Genomic DNA, 16,636 nt, shown 5'->3' with positions numbered 1-16,636 from the left:
ATTTAATGTTAATAATCAATATTATAACCTATATCAGTTGACTACTTTTTTTCAGGTACGTAATTGATGATTATTCTTTGGTTGGAATTAAGATACTTTTTAGCAGCATTCTGAAGATCCTGTCTTGTGATAGATCTGTAAATGTCAAGTTCTTTGTTGATAAGATTTGTATTTCCCATCAAAACGTGATTGGTTGCCAGTGAAGCAGCAATACCCTGGATACTTGAGTTCGCGTTTACAAACTGGTTCTCAAACTGGTTCTGAAGTTTTTGATAATCTTCTTCGGAAATCAAAGTCGTCTGAAGTTTTTTGATCTCAGCATCAATGTCAGCCTGTAAAGTTGCTTTTGTAGTCTGTCCCATCGGAATCGCGAAGAATGCGAAAATTCCGTAATCTTCAAGCCCTTGGTTGAAAGCAGCTACCTGCAATGCTTTTTTATCCTGATCTACCAATTTCTTGTATAAAACAGAAGATTTTCCGCTGCTCAGGTAAGAAGAAAGCATATCTAAAATATAAGCGTCTTTCTCTTTGTTACCCGGAGTTCTGTATGCAAAAACATAAGCCGGAAGCTGAATGTTCGGATCTGTAGCCGTTACCTCTTTTTCCTGAGTGATAGGAGTATCTTTAGGGAAGTTTTTAGGGTAAACCGTTCCTTTTGGAATTCCCCCGTAATATTCCTGGATCCATTTTTTAGTCTCTTCAGGCTTGATATCTCCTGCGACAACTAAAGTAGCATTATTCGGAACGTAATATTTTTTATAGAAAGCCTGGAATTCTTCCAGTTTTGCAGAGTTCAGATCTTCCATAGAACCGATCGTAGGCCAGTTGTACGGGTGATTCGTGAACAGATTTTTTTGAATGGTAGTGAACAGATTTCCATAAGGTTGGTTGTCCATTCTTAATCTTTTCTCTTCTTTTACAACCTCTCTCTGAGTATCAACACCAATTTGGTTGATTACGGCATGACGCATTCTTTCAGCTTCCATCCAAAGACCCAGCTGTTCATTGTTTGATGGGAAAGTTTCGTAATAATACGTTCTGTCGTTTGTGGTGTTCGCGTTGTTTTGTCCTCCGTTTGAAGAAACTATTTTGAACCAGTCACCTCTTTTGATATTGGGTGTTCCTTCAAATAAAAGATGCTCGAAGAAGTGGGCGAAACCTGTTCTCCCTTTTACTTCATCCTTTGCACCCACATGGTACATCACACCTGTCGTTACAACCGGTGCCGAATTGTCCTGATGAAGGATTACGTGAAGACCGTTTGGTAAGTCATACTCTTCAAATTTAATTTGTTGTGCATTCAGAGCCATTCCGAAGAAAGCCGCTGCAGCAACCGAAAGAAGTCGCTTTTTCATAAAGTAGAAATTGTTTTGTCAATTAGTGCCAAATTTACTTTAATTGTTACAATCTTTCAACATAATTTTTTTTGAGATCAAAAGTTGTATATTTATTTAAAAAATACCCTCTGTGTGGTATTGTTTAATTTTATTCTGTTCAGAATATGAATTATTTTTACACGATAAAACAATAAAGAATGAAAAGCTTTTTAGAGCAAAACATTTCCCACGATTCTCTTATTACGCTGTTCAGTCAGGCGCCTGTGGCCGTATCTTTAGTCATTGGCGACGATTACTGTATTCACAGTGCTAATCCGCAGATGCTGGAACTTTGGGGAAGAGATGCTTCCGTTATCGGAAAACCGCTGTTTGAAGTTCTTCCTGAAATAACATCTCAGGGTTTTTTAGATATTTTTAAAAGTGTTTATCACCACGGAGAAATTTTTAACGGAAACAAATGGTCTGTATTTCTTGAAAAATACGGCAAATATGAAGAACATTTCTTTAATTTTATTTATGCCCCTGTTTACAATGATGATAAAAAGATCATCGGAGTAAGTATTGTGGCTACGGAAGTTACCGATCAGGTAGTTTCAGAAAGAAGATGGAAAGACAGTGAATACCGTTTTGAAGATCTCATTAAAAAATCCGATTATTCTATTGCGATATATAGTACAGAAGATCTCTATATAGAATTTGCCAATGAAAAAATGCTGAGAACATGGGGTAAAAGCCCGTCGGTTATTAATATGAAACTAGAAGATGCTCTTCCCGAGTTGGAAGGCCAGCCGTTTATTGGTATTCTCAAAAATATTTTTAAAACCGGTGAAACCTATGCCGCAAAAGAAGATAAAGTAGACCTTGTGGTGGATGGAAAGCTTCAGACATTCTATTATAATTTTTCATATAAACCCCTGAAAAATTCTGATGGTGAGGTATATGCTATCCTCAATATGGCCGTGGATGTTACAGATCTTGTAATGGCACGGAAAGAAATTCAGGAAAGGGAAAAGAAATTCCGGGATCTCGCAGATTCTATGCCTCAGTTTGTCTGGACCTGCGATGACAAAGGAGAGATCACGTATATGAATGACAGCTGGTACAAATATACCGGTTCAACAGCCAATGAAAATCAAACCAAACTTGTAAAAAGAATGATGCGGCCGGAAGCTGTCGAAAATATCGATAGAATCTGGGAAGAATGTGTAAGCGCAAAAACTCCTTTCGTCATGGAATATGAGCTTGAAAATCCTAATCATAAAGGAACCTACCGATGGTTTCTGGGAAGAGCTGTTCCTAATTTTTCTGAAAACGGAGAAGTGAAACAATGGACAGGGACTTTTACCGACATTGATGAATTCAAGCAACTCGAAACACAGAAAGATAATTTTCTCGGTATTGCCAGCCATGAGCTTAAAACACCACTTACCAGCCTTAAATTATATACCCAATTCATTAAAACAAATCTCGAAAAAGCGGGTGATCCTAAAAATGCAGAAGTAGCCAGAAGAATGGATTACCAGATTGATCTGCTTACAGGTCTTATCAACGAACTGCTGGATGTTACCAAAATACAGAAAGGGCAGATTCAGCTGAACGAATCGTATTTTGATTTTGATAAGCTGGTAGATGAAGTGGTAGAAGAGCAACAGATGACTTCAAGGCATAAGCTTTTTGTAAGTAAAACAAGCAAGGTCGGAGAGGTGTTTGCAGACCGCCACAGGATCTCACAGGTGATGGCCAACCTCATCAGCAATGCAATCAAATATTCGCCGGAAGCAGATCAGGTGCATATTTCTACCTCTTTGAATGGGAATGATGCTCAGTTTAATGTCAGAGATTTTGGCATTGGGATTCCGGAAGAACAGCAGTCGAAGGTTTTTGAGCAGTATTACCGGATCAGCACGTCAAAAGATTATACCTTTCCGGGGCTCGGCCTTGGCCTTTATATCTCATCCGAAATTATAAAAAGGACTGGTGGGAAGATTTTTGTTTCGTCTGCGGAAGGAAAAGGGTCTGATTTTTGTTTCAGAATCCCCAAGAATAAAAAATAAAGTTTTTACCATGTCTAATGCTGCAAAAATTATGGTAGTAGACGACAGTCCTGCGATTGTTGACTCTATTGAAATGATGTTGGATTTTGAAGGATTTGAAGTTTCCAAATTTTACAAAGGTTCAGAAATGTATAATGCCCTTGACCCCGATAAAAAACCGGATGTTATTTTAATGGATATGTGGCTGTCCGGGGAAGACGGAAGAGATTTCTGCAAACTCATCAAAGCGCACGAGAATTTTCAGGATATACCCGTACTGATCATGTCGGCAAGCCGCGGACTGGAGCAGTCAGCAATCGATGCCGGAGCGAATGAATTTATCGCTAAGCCTTTTGATCTGGGCGATATGGTAGAAAGAATAAGGCATTATTTAAAATAATTTTACATAACACCGGCAGTTCTCTGTCGGTTTTTTTATTTTAAAAAGTAAAATAAAATTATTCCCGGAAAACTTCATGCAACCGTGCGACAACTTTTCCCGGCTTCCGGAAAATCATTTACTAGGGTGCAACAAACTTTCCGGAACACCAGAAAGTTCGTTGCAAGGGTGCGGCAACTTTTCCGGGTTACCAGAAAACCTGTTGCAGGGGTGCAGCAAGCTTTCCGGAAGACCGGAAAATATTTCTGCCAAAACAACGCAAGACCAAAGTTTGAATTCTCCATATAATACACTAATTTTGTGTTCCCAAAAATTTTTTGTCGCATGGAGGATTATCTGAAAGGACTGAATGAATCACAATTTGAAGCCGTTACCACATTACAGGGACCATTAATGGTTCTCGCAGGAGCGGGTTCCGGGAAGACACGTGTGCTTACTATGCGTATCGCGCACCTCATCACCAATGGAGTGGATCCTTTTAATATTTTAGCCTTAACCTTTACCAACAAGGCGGCAAAAGAAATGAAGGAACGTATCGCCAAAGTCGTGGGGCAAAGTAATGCAAGAAGCCTCTGGATGGGAACTTTCCACTCGGTTTTTGCAAGAATCCTAAGAGGGGAGGCTCATTATCTGGGATATCCTTCCAATTTTACCATCTATGATCAGCAGGATGCCCTGAATGTCATTAAAAAAGTACTCAAAGACATGAATATCGATGCCGATCTTTACAAACCTAAAAAAGTTCAGGCAAGAATTTCTACCTATAAAAATAATCTCATTACCGTAAAGGCTTACTACGCCAATCCCGAGCTTATGGAGGCTGACGAAAAAGCCAATATGAAGTTCATCGGACAGATCTACCAACGATATGTTGAGCAGTGCTTCAAAAACGGATCTATGGATTTTGATGATTTATTGTTAAAAACCAATGAACTGCTGACCCGCTTTCCTGAAGTACTGGCCAAATACCAGGACAGATTCAGATATATTCTGGTGGATGAGTACCAGGATACCAACCATTCGCAGTATCTTATTGTAAAAGCGCTGGCATCAAAATTTGAAAATATATGCGTGGTGGGAGATGACGCACAGTCTATTTACTCTTTCCGTGGCGCCAATATCTATAATATTTTAAACTTTAAAAAAGATTATCCTGATGCCGTAACGGTTTCTCTGGAGCAAAATTACCGTTCTACCCAGAATATCGTGAATGCGGCTAATGTGGTGATCGCCAAAAACCTTCAGCAGTTTAAGAAAAATGTTTTCAGTGAGAATGAAGAAGGGGAGAAGATCAAAGTCTACCGTTCCCTTTCTGATGCGGATGAAGCGAATTTCGTTGCAGGAAATATCTGGGAAACCCGGAACCGCGAACAGAGAAAATACAGCGATTTTGCCATTCTGTACCGTACCAATTCGCAGACACGTGCTTTTGAAGATGCCCTGAGACGTAAAAATATTCCGTATAAAGTGTACGGAGGTTTATCTTTCTATCAGAGGAAGGAAGTAAAAGATCTGATTGCGTATCTGAGACTTTTGGTCAATGAAAACGATTCGGAAGCGTTAATGCGAATCATTAATTATCCTACAAGAGGGATCGGTGAGACGACTCAGAATAAATTGGTGGTATTTGCTGATGCTCAGAATGTTTCGGTTTCGAAAGTATTGGATAGCCTTCCGATGTATGCTCCTCATTTAGGCTTTAACAATGGAGTTTTAAATAAACTGAACGATTTCTGGTCGATGATCAAAGCATTTCAGGTGTTGCTCAAAACGGAAACGGCTTACAATGTAGCAATGGAAGTGGCAAAAAGAAGCGGACTGATTAAATTTTTAAAAGACGACCAGACTCCGGAAGGAATTTCCCGTGTAGAAAACGTTCAGGAATTGATGAACTCGATGCAGGGATTCATCGAAGAGCAGATGCAGTTGGAAGACGGAGATCCTAGTCTACCGAATTTCCTTGAAAATATTGCGCTTTCTGCAGATACGCAGGATAAGAATAATGAAGAGGATATGGTTTCGTTAATGACCATTCACCTTTCAAAAGGTCTTGAATTTCCGGTCGTACATTTGGTGGGTCTGGAAGAAAATCTTTTCCCAAGCTTTATGAGTTCTGCCACGAGAGAAGATCTTGAAGAAGAAAGACGCCTTTTCTACGTAGCGTTGACAAGAGCAGAAAAGCAGGTATTTTTCTCCTATGCGATTTCACGTTTCCAATGGGGAAAAATTACAGACGCGGAACCATCAAGATTCTTAAGTGAAATTGATGATGAATATATCGAATTTGTAAACCCGGCTATTGAAAAACGTTTTATCAATAATGCAGGATTAAGGTCAAACATTTTTGATGAGCATCCTTCCGAAATGAAAAGTTTTAAAAAGGTTGAAAAGAAAACCATTGAAAGAAGCGAAAATTCAAAGCCTGTTGCCGAACCGAGAAAACTAAAACCTGTAAGCACTGCAAAAATCATTAATCCGAGCGGCGCCTCTTCGCAGGACATTGAAGTGGGCGATAAAGTGAGACACGACCGCTTCGGAGTCGGAGAAGTAACGTTCCTCGACGGAACCGACCCTCAGAATATAAAAGCAAAGGTAGTTTTCATGCATGAAGGCGAGAAAAATTTGATTTTAAAATATGCTAAACTCACGAAGATTTAAATTTCCCTACAGATTACTTTTAGATATGCATCCTGATCTGCGTTATTTAGCATAATCCGCGGGAGTTCTTTTACGCTCGCAGATTTTGGAGATTGAGCATATCTTTTTCCATCTGTGAAATCTGTGGCAGCTGTGGGAAAATACAGATTTCGTATCTTAGCCCTAAAAGTTTTACAATGAAAAGGATTCTTATATTTTTAATAATCACCGTATTCTCACTACCGTTACTTTCTCAGGAATACAATACGATCCAAAATATCCATTATTATGACAACAAAACAAATGCATCAGATGCTTACATCAACGAAAGATGCGTCCTGGATGTGTATGTTCCTAAAAATGTGAAAAATTTTCCGACAGTGATCTGGTTTCATGGCGGAGGTTTAACAGGTGGACAAAAAGAAATTCCTGAAGCTTTAAAAAATAAGGGGATTGCAGTGATTGGCGTTAATTACAGACTTTCCCCAAAAGTAAACGCTCCGAAATATATTGAAGACGCTACAGCGGCTACGGCCTGGGTTTTCAACAATATCAAAAAGTATGGCGGAGATGAAAATAAGATCTTTATCTCGGGCCACTCTGCGGGAGGTTATCTCGCCATTATGGTTGGTTTAAATAAAATGTATCTTAAAAAATACGGAATCGATGCCGATCAATTAGCGGCAATTGTTCCCTTCAGCGGACAGATGATTTCCCATTTTACCGCAAGAAAAGAAAAAGGTATTGATGAGCTGGATGCCAGAATAGATGATATGGCACCGCTTCATTTTATAAGAGCAGACGCTCCGCCATTATTGTTAATTACCGGCGACCGCGAAAAAGAACTATTGGGCAGATATGAAGAAAATGCCTACATGGCCAGAATGATGAAGCTGAAAGGTCATAAAGAAACAACGTTATACGAGCTTCAGGGTTTCGATCACGGAGGAATGGCACAACCTGCATTTCCATTATTGCTCAATGAAATAAAGAGAGTTGAGAAGCTGAAAAAATAATCTATATTTCATTATAAATAAAAACCACTTTACAGATTTTGTAAGGTAGTTAATTTTTATTGATTGATCACTGCATTTATTTTTTGCCATAAAACATCATCAAAATCAGATAAGGCAGGATTCACATTATCTGCAGCATCGCCCATTCTTATGATCACAAGCTTTTTACTGGGAACTACATAAATTTTCTGGTCATTTTTTCCCAATGCGCAATACATATCATCCGGTGCGTTGGGAATCAGCTTTCCGCTAAACTGAAACTGTGTCTGTGGCAAATGGTAGCTCGATTTTCCGTTCAGCCACCAAAGATATCCATAAGCCAGATTGATGTTTTGGGAAGTGTTGACTGCATTTTGAAAATAAGCCGTATTGATAATTTGACTGCCGTTCCAGTTGCCGTTGTTTAAAGCCATTAATCCAAACCGTGCCATACTTCTGGTGGTACTCCAATAAACGCTGTTGTTACCGCTTTGGATCCAACTTCCAGTCATCCCGATCTTATCTCTTAACTTAGAGTTGAAATATTGTGTCCACGTTTGTGCTGTGGCAGCCGCTACAACATCCTGTAGTTTGACATATACATTATGATATGCCCATCTGGTTCCGGCATCAGCTTTATATTTTAAATTGCCGGGGCTTACATCATCGCCCAGGCTGTCATCCAGTCCGGAAGTCATAGTGAGCAGATTTTTACAGGTGATTAAGTTTTCTTTGGCTAAAGGAGCGCTTGTCCATCCTGTTCCGATATAGTCGGAAACTTTATTATTGATATTTAAATAGCCTTCCTGCTCGGCAATTCCTGTAACGGCAGAGGTTAATGTTTTCCCGGCACTTGCCCAATACCATGGCGATGTTGCTGTATGTCCGGAAAAATAATTTTCCATAACAATTCTTCCGTTTTGAAGAATCATAAAACTTTTAGAATTTTTTGACTGGAGATAAGTCAGTAAATCCTGGACTTTATCCTGGTGCCATCCTAATGAAGAAATAGATTTGATTTCCCAGATATCACTATCTGATGGCGGAAAATATATGGCTTCTGCAGAGACGGGATTTTCGTTCTGGGAATTTCCTTCTGTAGAATCTTCAGAGCTGCAGGTAATTAAAGTAATACATGCATAAAAAAACAGTAGAGTTTTCAATTTCATCTAAATTAGTTTTAAATTGTAGCTTTTGGATATGTTAATTTCCGTTTAGTTAAATTTAAAATAGTAAAAAGATGATAAATGTGAATATTCAGTAATTGATGCAGATTACTTTTTATGCATCATAATAAAGTTTACCATTTCATCCGTAAGCTGATCTAAGTAGGCTTTATCTGTTGCCCCAAACCCGTGTACACCGTCTTTTACGACAACTAATGTTGCTTCTATATTTTCTTTTTTGAGCTTTCTCGCCAGTTTTTTAGAATGTTTTAAAGGGGCGACTTTATCTTTGTTTCCGTGCAGGATGAAAGTCGGAACTCCATTTTCAACATCATTGATAGGAGAAACCGTTTCAAGATAATCAATCGCTTTTCTTTTTTCTGTTTTGATGCTGTAGCCCGAAATCCCGAAGACCAGCTTTTCCCTGATTTCTACGATAGGCTTAAAAAACAACCCGACAATAGCCACCGGAACTTTTCCTAATCTGGTGTGCAGGAGTTTATTAAGATCGGTCGGACCAAAATTATCCACCACATAATTCACTTTAGCCGAATAGGCTGAAAGTTCAGAACTGCCGGCAAAATCATTATCATTGGTATAAGCAGCAAGTAGTGAAAGATGGGCCCCTGAAGATACTCCGAAATATCCAATATTATAAGGGTCAAAATTATATTTTTCTGCATTTTTACGTACCCATCTTACCGCATCTTTAGTATCCTCGATCGGTGAAGGAAAATGAATCTTATCGCTTACTAAAGTATAATCGATACTGATAACAGCAAAGTTTTTTTCAACTAATTTTAAAATGAAACTTTCGATATAATTATCGGCTCTCACTGTTTTATCTCCTTTTGCCCAGGCTCCGCCATGTACATAAATCACAACCGGCAACTTTCCGGAAACTGAAATTTTAGGTTTATAAATATCCAGGCTGACCGGGCTGCCAGATGAATTTGTTTTGTATGTAATGTTTTTGGAAAAAGCCGTTTTTTCAGGAAGAAGGGTGCTCGGAGGAGTTTTCATCTCCGGTAAATCCTGTGAATACCCGAAATTAAATATACCTAAAAAGAAAATAAAAAACAGGTTTATCATAAACCTGTCCATTAATTTATTGTTCGTAGAAAATTTCATAGAATAAATTTTTGCTGAGTTTTTTCATTTTCAAACCCCTCAAAAACTTTACCAAACATTCACCTGTTTGAACTAATATTAAATTTAACCACAAAAGTCACAAAAGATAAGTTTAAAAAGTTTTATTAGCTAATCAAAGCTTTCAAAAGAACAAAAATCAAAGATTTTTAAAAACTATTGTTAGCTTTTTCTTTTATAAAAATTTCTTAAGATAGAACTTTCTAATCTTTTGTGATTCTTTTGTGGTTAAATAAAAAAGTTTTAAACATTCTTTTTGTTAAAGAATAAGCTCTTCAAAAAGCTTTTCGAAAGTTTTGTCGAGATCTTTCGATTTGCCGGGATGAGGTCTGGACGTCTGTATCACAGAGCTTCTTACCGCAGTAAGCCAACGGAAACGCTCGGGAATTTCAAGCTGAGCAATGGGACCGCCATCTTTATCACCATTTGCGATTTTTTGAAAGCTTTCAAGGTTCTGGATAATATCATCGTAATCGAGCTTGCTTCTCATCAGTTTAAATTTATCAGGACATAAATAAAACCCGACTTTGATAAATTTCTCTCTCTTTGAAAACATCACCAGACCGATGTTGAAAAACTCTTCTCTTTCAACCTTCGGAACCAATCGTATCACAGCGTATTCGTAAATTTTATCCTCTTGCATTTTTGGCTTCGTTTAAAAAGATTTCAGAATTTTCCAGTCTTGTTTTCAGGAAATTAAAATAGATATCGCGAATTTCTTCGGGACTCTCATCAGCGTCGTTCCAATGCAGCCAGTCTTCAGGAATCAGATTGACAATTTCCCTGAATATGTTTTCATTTAAAACCTCTTTTGCAAACCGGTCGGCTTCATCCAGCTTTGCAGCTTGCGGAAGAAGAACGTGGTCTTTTACATATTTGAAAGGTGTTTTCGCCGCAGTATCAAAATTTTGCCATGAATGATGGAAGTAGAATGAAGCACCATTGTCAATTACCCAAAGTTCTTTATGCCACATCAGGAGGTTGGTGTTTTTAAAAGTACGGTCGATATTGGTGATAAATGTATCCAGCCATACGATCTTTGAAGCCAGAAGCGGATCTATCTTTACGCTTGGGTCATAGGCAATTGATTCGGATAGATAATGCAGGCCGAGATTCAGGCCTTCAGAAAATTTCAGCAGATCCTGAATTTCTTCATCGGCTTCGGTTCTTCCGAAATCGACATCAAGATTTACAAAAACCAGTTCAGGAATTTTTAATCCCAGCGCTTCTGTAATTTTTCCACCTAAAAGTTCTGAGATCAACATTTTAACTCCATGACCGGCGCCACGAAATTTTAAAACATATTTAAAATCATCATCAGCTTCTGCCAAAGCGGGAAGAGAACCTCCCTCACGAAGCGGCAGAATGTAACGCACTACGGTTACCGTTCTTAAATCCAACATGAAGCAAAAATAAGGTTTTTACTTTGTGTTTATTTCTATTTTTGATATTTTTAAGTGAAAATCAATTTGATTTTAAAATAAAGTAAATATGAATATCACAAGAAAACAAAATATTATCATTTCAAATCCTGAAACCAAAGATTTTCTCGCCGATGCATTTTATCCTGAAGAAGGAGAAAAGCTGCCGCTTATTATTTTTGTTCACGGTTATAAAGGGTATAAAGACTGGGGTGCATGGAACTTACTGGCGGAAAGGTTTGCAGAAGCAGGATTTTTCTTCGTTAAATTTAACTTTTCACATAACGGAACTACAATAGAAGATCCTCATAATTTTGCTGATCTGGAAGCGTTCGGAAACAATAATTATTCAAAAGAACTTTCTGATCTTGGAGCTGTGATCGATTATTTTAGTAAACATGAGAAAGTTGATGATCATAAAATCATTGTCATCGGACATAGCAGAGGAGGCGGGATTTCTATCATTAAAACCTATGAAGATGAGAGGATTAATGGGTTGATCACTTTTGCCAGTGTTGATACGCTGGATCGTTTTCCAAAAAATGAAGCTTTTGAACAATGGAAAAATGAAGGAGTTTACTATGTTATAAACGGACGGACAAAGCAAGAAATGCCACATTATTTTCAGTTGTATGAAAATTATGAAAGAGACATTCACCGGTTTGATGTGGAGAGAGCGACAGAAATGGCTAAAGCTCATTTTCTGATCATTCATGGAACGTATGATGAAAGCGTAAGTGTGAAAAATGCGGAACATCTTCATCTTTTGCACCCGAATTCGGAACTTTATTTAATAGAAAATGCAGATCATACTTTTGGAGCAAAGGAGCCCTGGGAAAAAGAAGTGCTTCCAAAAGATTTAGAGGATGCGGTTGACCGGTCAATTAAATTTATTAAAGAAAAGATTGTTAATGAGTAAAGGATGGAAGATGGAAGTTTTGAAACTATAAAATTAAGGTTTCCAAATAATTGCCATCTTCCATCCAATTTATTTAATTAACACTTTCCAGGCTTCATCAATTTTGCTTTCCAAAAGGAGCTGCTGTGCATTCTTATGAACGGTTTCGTCTGCATGAAAATCTCCTTCAGGCAGAACTTCTACATTCGCCAGCATTCCCAGATCATTTCCTGTAAATACTTTACTGAATTTAATCTGTTCAGGAAGAAGATCGAATCCGATACCTTTTGTTACCAATGGTTTTGGAACCTCAAAAAGATTATTTTCATTATTCCTTGAATACCAGTTGCTTCCGAGTCGGGCCACCATATCCAACTTTGTCTGATCGAGATTTCCTTCTTCATTCAGATATTCTTCTTTAATATGAATTTTCTGCACTTCACAAATTACTAGATTTCCAGCACCGCCCTGATCACCTAATGGTTTTACTTCTAAAACTCTGCATTCAAAATTTACCGGACATTCTTCAATTAATTTAGGCTGAATGAGATCTGCATCTTTCATAGTCAGCCCCGATTTGATGAATTCATTCACACCGTCACCATATTCGGTAGACGCTAATGAAATCTGCTGAACAATCGGGAAATTTACTGTTCCTATTACAACTTCAGGGACTTGCAGGATGTTTTCCAGGGTATGTTTTGTCGTATTGTCGCGCACTCTTCTCGATGGAGAAAAGATCAAAATAGGAGGCACGGTGCTGAACATATTAAAAAAGCTGAACGGCGATAAATTGCTGTTGCCATTTTTATCAATCGTGGAAGCTAACGCAATAGGCCTCGGCGAGATTGCTGTCTGCATTACGGTCTGTAGCTGCACGGGAGTTATTTCGGATGGGATGAGTGTTTTCATTTTTTTTATTCTTTTAACACATGAGTCACATTAGATTTAGATTATTACACGTTGAAAATATTTTAGAACACATCAGAGCGAAAATCAAAGATTTTCATTAAATGAGTTTTTCAAAGCTTTTTCCCACAAATGTTTCAGTTCCCTCATTGTATAAATTATAAACATTGAAGTTAATTAATATAGATTTTGGAGCTTTCAGCAAATTCATATAATTCATTGTTTGTGCTTTATGAATTTTGTGTAGTTGTTCAACGGATTTAATTTCTAAAACAATTGCATTTTCAATCAGAAAATCACATTTTACTTTACAGTTAATATTTAAATCTTTGTAAAAAAGTGGGATTTCCAATTCACTTTGATACTTTATTTTAAGCAAATCAAGCTCTTTCTCCAAGCATTTATGATAAATATCTTCATAAAGACCAGGACCGACTATTTTATGAACTTCAATACAGGCTCCAATTATTTTATAGGTGAGTTCATTAATGTACTTTTTAGTAAGTTCCATATCTAAATCATCTGAAAATCTTTGATTTTCATTCTTATGTGTTCTTTTTAAACGTACTTAGAAAAATTCTCTCTGTGACTTATGTGTTAATTGATATCGTTTTAGCTGTTTGCAGGAATAATTTTACCGGAAACTTCACCGAAACCAACTCTTATCCCGTCTTTTTCAGCCCATGCTTTCATGGTTACGGTGTCGTTGTCTTCAATGAATTTTCTTTCTTCTCCGTTGCTTAAAGTGATAGGATTTTGACCCCTCCAGGTAAGTTCAAGCATAGAACCGAAAGACTTAGGATGGCTTCCTGAGATGGTTCCGCTGGCGTACATGTCGCCAACTTCCACATTGCAGCCATTTACGGTGTGATGCGCGAGTTGCTGCGTCATGTTCCAATACATGTGCTTGTAATTACTTTCTGAAATAAGGTTTTGATCTCCGTTTTCAGGTTGAATATATACTTCAAGGTTGATATCGTAATTTTTATCCCCTTCAAATTTTAAATAATCCAATACTTCAGGATCCTGCGTAGGAGAAGATGTTCTGAAAGGCTCCAGTGCTTCGAGGGTAACTACCCATGGTGACACAGATGATCCAAAGTTTTTTGCTAGAAATGGTCCCAATGGAACGTATTCCCAAGATTGGATATCTCTCGCAGACCAGTCGTTGAAAACGACCATTCCGAAGATGGCATCTTCTGCTTCTTTGGTAGAAATACTTTCGCCCATCTCAGTATTCTTGTTGATGATAAATGCCATTTCCAGTTCAAAATCCAATTGTTTGCAAGGTCCGAAAATCGGTTTTTCAACATCTGCAGGTTTCATCTGACCTTTCGGACGGTTGATTTCCGTTCCTGAAACGACTATTGATGAAGCTCTTCCGTGATAGCCGACAGGAAGATGTTTCCAGTTTGGTAGTAAAGCATTGTCCGGATCTCTGAACATTTTCCCAACGTTGGTGGCATGTTCGATGCTGCTGTAGAAATCTGTGTAATTCGGGATGTGTACAGGCATCATCATTTTTACTTTATCCAGATCATAGAAAGCTTCTTCAATCGTTTTTTCATCTTTCGACAGAATAGAATCCTCCTGCAATAATTCCTGAATTTTCAGGCGTACAGCATTGGTTATCGGTTTCCCAAGTTCAATGAATTCGTTTAGGGTGTAAGCTTCAAATACATTGTCAATTAAACCTTCGATTTCTTCAAAGTAGCCAAAATCGTAAAGCGTTGCAAGGTCTACGATCTGATCTCCGATCCTTGTACAGCAACCAATATATTCTTTATTGAAAACGGCAACTCCAAAAGGAATATTATGTATTGAAAAATCTGAATCTGCTGAATATTCTACAAATGATTTCATAATTTTTTAGTATTTAATTTGTTAGCTATTATTCACAAATCACCTGATATTTATATGAATAAAAAAGACATACAATATCGCAGTTTGTGAAGGGTTTTATGCTTTAGTGTTTAGAAATAAATTTACTTTTTAGTTTTAACCTTAGAAAATGCCTGTTCGTCAATCCATCTTGCTTTTGTATTGACGTCAATCAGATACAGAATATTATCCTGTTTGGTCAGCAGTAAGGTTTTGGTAAGCGGAATCGGAACTTTTTTATTCTCAAGCATATCGGCTCTTAAAGAAATAATATTTTTCTTTCTGATGATATCTCCTGAAAATACATTGGAACTGCTTTGTCCGGTTTTTTTATCGTCGAAAACTTCCACATAAGTAGCTTTGTTTCCTTTAATTACAATAAAATCACGTTCTGTATGGTCTGCTTCATCTTTGATGAAAACAAATTTTTTATTGTCAATATTTACAGATTCCAGATTCTGGTTGACTCCCGAACGTTCTTCGAGCCGGGTAAGGATCTGGTCCATTGTTCCGTATTGAGCTTTCGCAGTGAATATTGCTCCGACAAATAAAACTCCTAAAAATGTTTTCTTCATAATGATGTGTTTAAAAAAAAGTTTTGTCAAGACTTTTGATCCTGACAAAACTTATTATTGTTGTTAAAATTAAAGATTTCCTCTTCTTTCCTGCTCTCTTTCCAAAGCTTCAAATAAAGCTTTAAAATTTCCGGCCCCAAAGCTTTGTGCGCCGTGTCTTTCAATGATTTCAAAGAAAAGAGTAGGGCGGTCTTCCACAGGTTTTGTAAATATCTGTAATAAATACCCTTCTTCATCATGATCAATAAGGATGCCTAAGTCCTGAAGTTTCTTAATATCTTCATCAATATGTCCCACTCTTTCAGGAACCATATCGTAATAAGCCTCCGGTGGAGCGGAAAGGAATTCAACGCCACGTTTTTTCAGCTCACTCACCGTATGGATGATATCTTTTGTCGCAACGGCGATGTGCTGTACCCCTTCTCCTTCATAGAAATCAAGATATTCTTCTACCTGAGATTTCTTTTTACCTTCTGCAGGCTCATTGATTGGGAATTTTGCGTATCCGTTTCCGTTTGACATTACTTTAGACATCAAAGCAGAATATTCTGTGTTGATCTGTTTATCGTCGAAAGAAAGGATGTTCACGAATCCCATTACTTTTTCGTACCATTCTACAGTCGGGATCATTCTGTTCCAGTCTACATTTCCTACACAGTGGTCTACATATAATAATCCTGTTTCTTCCGGATTATATGCGCTTTCCCATTTTTCGTAGCCCGGCATGAAAGAACCTGTATAATTTTTTCTTTCAATAAACATATGAATCGTCTCTCCGTAGGTATAGATTCCGGACATTCTTACTTCACCATTTTCATCGGTTAAAGTTACCGGTTCCAGATAAGGTTTACCTCCTCTGTTTGTCGTTTCTTCAAATGCTTTGTAAGCGTCATCCACCCAAAGTGCCAAAATCTTCACTCCGTCACCGTGTTTCTTTACGTGTTCATTAATAGGCGAATCAGACTTCAATCCTGTGGTAAGCACCAATCTGATTTTCCCCTGCTGAAGAACGTATGAAGCGCGATCTCTCACTCCTGTTTCAGGACCGGCATACGCTACAGACTGGAAACCGAAAGCGGTTTTATAATAATGCGCAGCCTGTTTTGCATTTCCTACATAGAACTCAATGTAATCCGTACCGTTAATCGGCAAAAAATTCTCTGCTTGAGCAATTTTTTCGGCAAATGTAAGTGTTGACATATTTCTATTTTTACTTTTATATTATTGCATGCAAA

15 protein-coding genes are annotated in these 16,636 nt (G+C 37.8%); 5 read left to right on the top strand and 10 right to left on the bottom strand.

The genetic code is table 11. The features are described from left to right. Positions 1-41: 41 nt before the first annotated feature. Positions 42-1,355, bottom strand: coding sequence for a pitrilysin family protein (locus AAHI02_RS08740; RefSeq protein WP_346986308.1), 1,314 nt, complete (start codon positions 1,353-1,355; stop codon positions 42-44). A 179-nt stretch (positions 1,356-1,534) separates the two neighbouring features. Here AAHI02_RS08740 and AAHI02_RS08735 point away from each other — a divergent pair, with 179 nt between their 5' ends. From AAHI02_RS08735 to AAHI02_RS08720, 4 genes are all read left to right on the top strand, one after another. Further along, on the top strand, positions 1,535-3,391 hold the full coding sequence (locus tag AAHI02_RS08735) for an ATP-binding protein (RefSeq protein WP_346986307.1): 1,857 nt from the start codon (positions 1,535-1,537) through the stop codon (positions 3,389-3,391). A 10-nt stretch (positions 3,392-3,401) separates the two neighbouring features. After that, positions 3,402-3,770, top strand: coding sequence for a response regulator (locus tag AAHI02_RS08730; protein WP_346986306.1), 369 nt, complete (start codon positions 3,402-3,404; stop codon positions 3,768-3,770). Between the two features lie 324 nt (positions 3,771-4,094). Further along, the gene (locus AAHI02_RS08725) at positions 4,095-6,428 is read left to right on the top strand and encodes a UvrD-helicase domain-containing protein (RefSeq protein ID WP_346986305.1); all 2,334 of its coding nucleotides are present in this window, start codon (positions 4,095-4,097) and stop codon (positions 6,426-6,428) included. Positions 6,429-6,604: 176 nt separating this feature from the next. Next, complete coding sequence (locus tag AAHI02_RS08720) at positions 6,605-7,423, top strand: alpha/beta hydrolase (protein WP_346986304.1); 819 nt, start codon at positions 6,605-6,607, stop codon at positions 7,421-7,423. Positions 7,424-7,479: 56 nt separating this feature from the next. On the opposite strand, the gene AAHI02_RS08715 is transcribed toward AAHI02_RS08720, so the two are convergent. From AAHI02_RS08715 to AAHI02_RS08700, 4 genes are all read right to left on the bottom strand, one after another. Beyond that, a complete protein-coding gene (locus tag AAHI02_RS08715; protein WP_346986303.1) occupies positions 7,480-8,571 on the bottom strand; it encodes a serine hydrolase in 1,092 nt (363 codons plus the stop codon). A gap of 105 nt (positions 8,572-8,676) precedes the next feature. Then, positions 8,677-9,699: an alpha/beta hydrolase gene (locus AAHI02_RS08710; RefSeq protein WP_346986302.1), complete on the bottom strand. Its 1,023-nt coding sequence runs from the start codon at positions 9,697-9,699 to the stop codon at positions 8,677-8,679. 277 nt (positions 9,700-9,976) lie between these two features. Next, the gene (locus AAHI02_RS08705; RefSeq protein ID WP_346986301.1) at positions 9,977-10,360 is read right to left on the bottom strand and encodes a DUF3037 domain-containing protein; all 384 of its coding nucleotides are present in this window, start codon (positions 10,358-10,360) and stop codon (positions 9,977-9,979) included. Then, positions 10,347-11,120 (bottom strand): HipA family kinase, encoded by a 774-nt coding sequence (locus AAHI02_RS08700; RefSeq protein WP_346986300.1) that lies wholly within the window; start codon positions 11,118-11,120, stop codon positions 10,347-10,349. Before AAHI02_RS08700 ends, AAHI02_RS08705 begins: the two co-directional genes overlap by 14 nt. Positions 11,121-11,208: 88 nt before the next feature. On the opposite strand from AAHI02_RS08700, the gene AAHI02_RS08695 reads away from it, so the two are divergent. Further along, complete coding sequence (locus AAHI02_RS08695) at positions 11,209-12,057, top strand: alpha/beta fold hydrolase (protein ID WP_346986299.1); 849 nt, start codon at positions 11,209-11,211, stop codon at positions 12,055-12,057. Between the two features lie 69 nt (positions 12,058-12,126). Here AAHI02_RS08695 and AAHI02_RS08690 read toward each other — a convergent pair whose 3' ends face one another. The 5 genes from AAHI02_RS08690 to hppD all read right to left on the bottom strand — a co-directional run bounded on the left by AAHI02_RS08690 (position 12,127) and on the right by hppD (position 16,601). Next, positions 12,127-12,948 (bottom strand): flavin reductase family protein, encoded by an 822-nt coding sequence (locus tag AAHI02_RS08690; protein ID WP_346986298.1) that lies wholly within the window; start codon positions 12,946-12,948, stop codon positions 12,127-12,129. Positions 12,949-13,045: 97 nt separating this feature from the next. Further along, on the bottom strand, positions 13,046-13,456 hold the full coding sequence (locus AAHI02_RS08685) for a GxxExxY protein (RefSeq protein ID WP_346986297.1): 411 nt from the start codon (positions 13,454-13,456) through the stop codon (positions 13,046-13,048). A 101-nt stretch (positions 13,457-13,557) separates the two neighbouring features. After that, the gene (fahA, locus tag AAHI02_RS08680) at positions 13,558-14,808 is read right to left on the bottom strand and encodes a fumarylacetoacetase (protein ID WP_346986296.1); all 1,251 of its coding nucleotides are present in this window, start codon (positions 14,806-14,808) and stop codon (positions 13,558-13,560) included. Between the two features lie 122 nt (positions 14,809-14,930). Then, positions 14,931-15,401 carry a hypothetical protein gene (locus tag AAHI02_RS08675; RefSeq protein ID WP_346986295.1) on the bottom strand — a complete coding sequence of 157 codons (471 nt, stop codon included), beginning with the start codon at positions 15,399-15,401 and terminating at the stop codon, positions 14,931-14,933. Positions 15,402-15,470: 69 nt separating this feature from the next. After that, positions 15,471-16,601 (bottom strand): 4-hydroxyphenylpyruvate dioxygenase, encoded by a 1,131-nt coding sequence (hppD, locus tag AAHI02_RS08670; RefSeq protein ID WP_346986294.1) that lies wholly within the window; start codon positions 16,599-16,601, stop codon positions 15,471-15,473. Positions 16,602-16,636 lie beyond the last annotated feature (35 nt).

It is taken from the genome of Chryseobacterium sp. POE27 (assembly GCF_039727685.1).
Taxonomy (GTDB): Bacteria; Bacteroidota; Bacteroidia; order Flavobacteriales; family Weeksellaceae; genus Chryseobacterium.
Note: the sequence above shows the minus strand (reverse complement) of the source record. Positions and strands in the feature narration are given on the sequence as shown.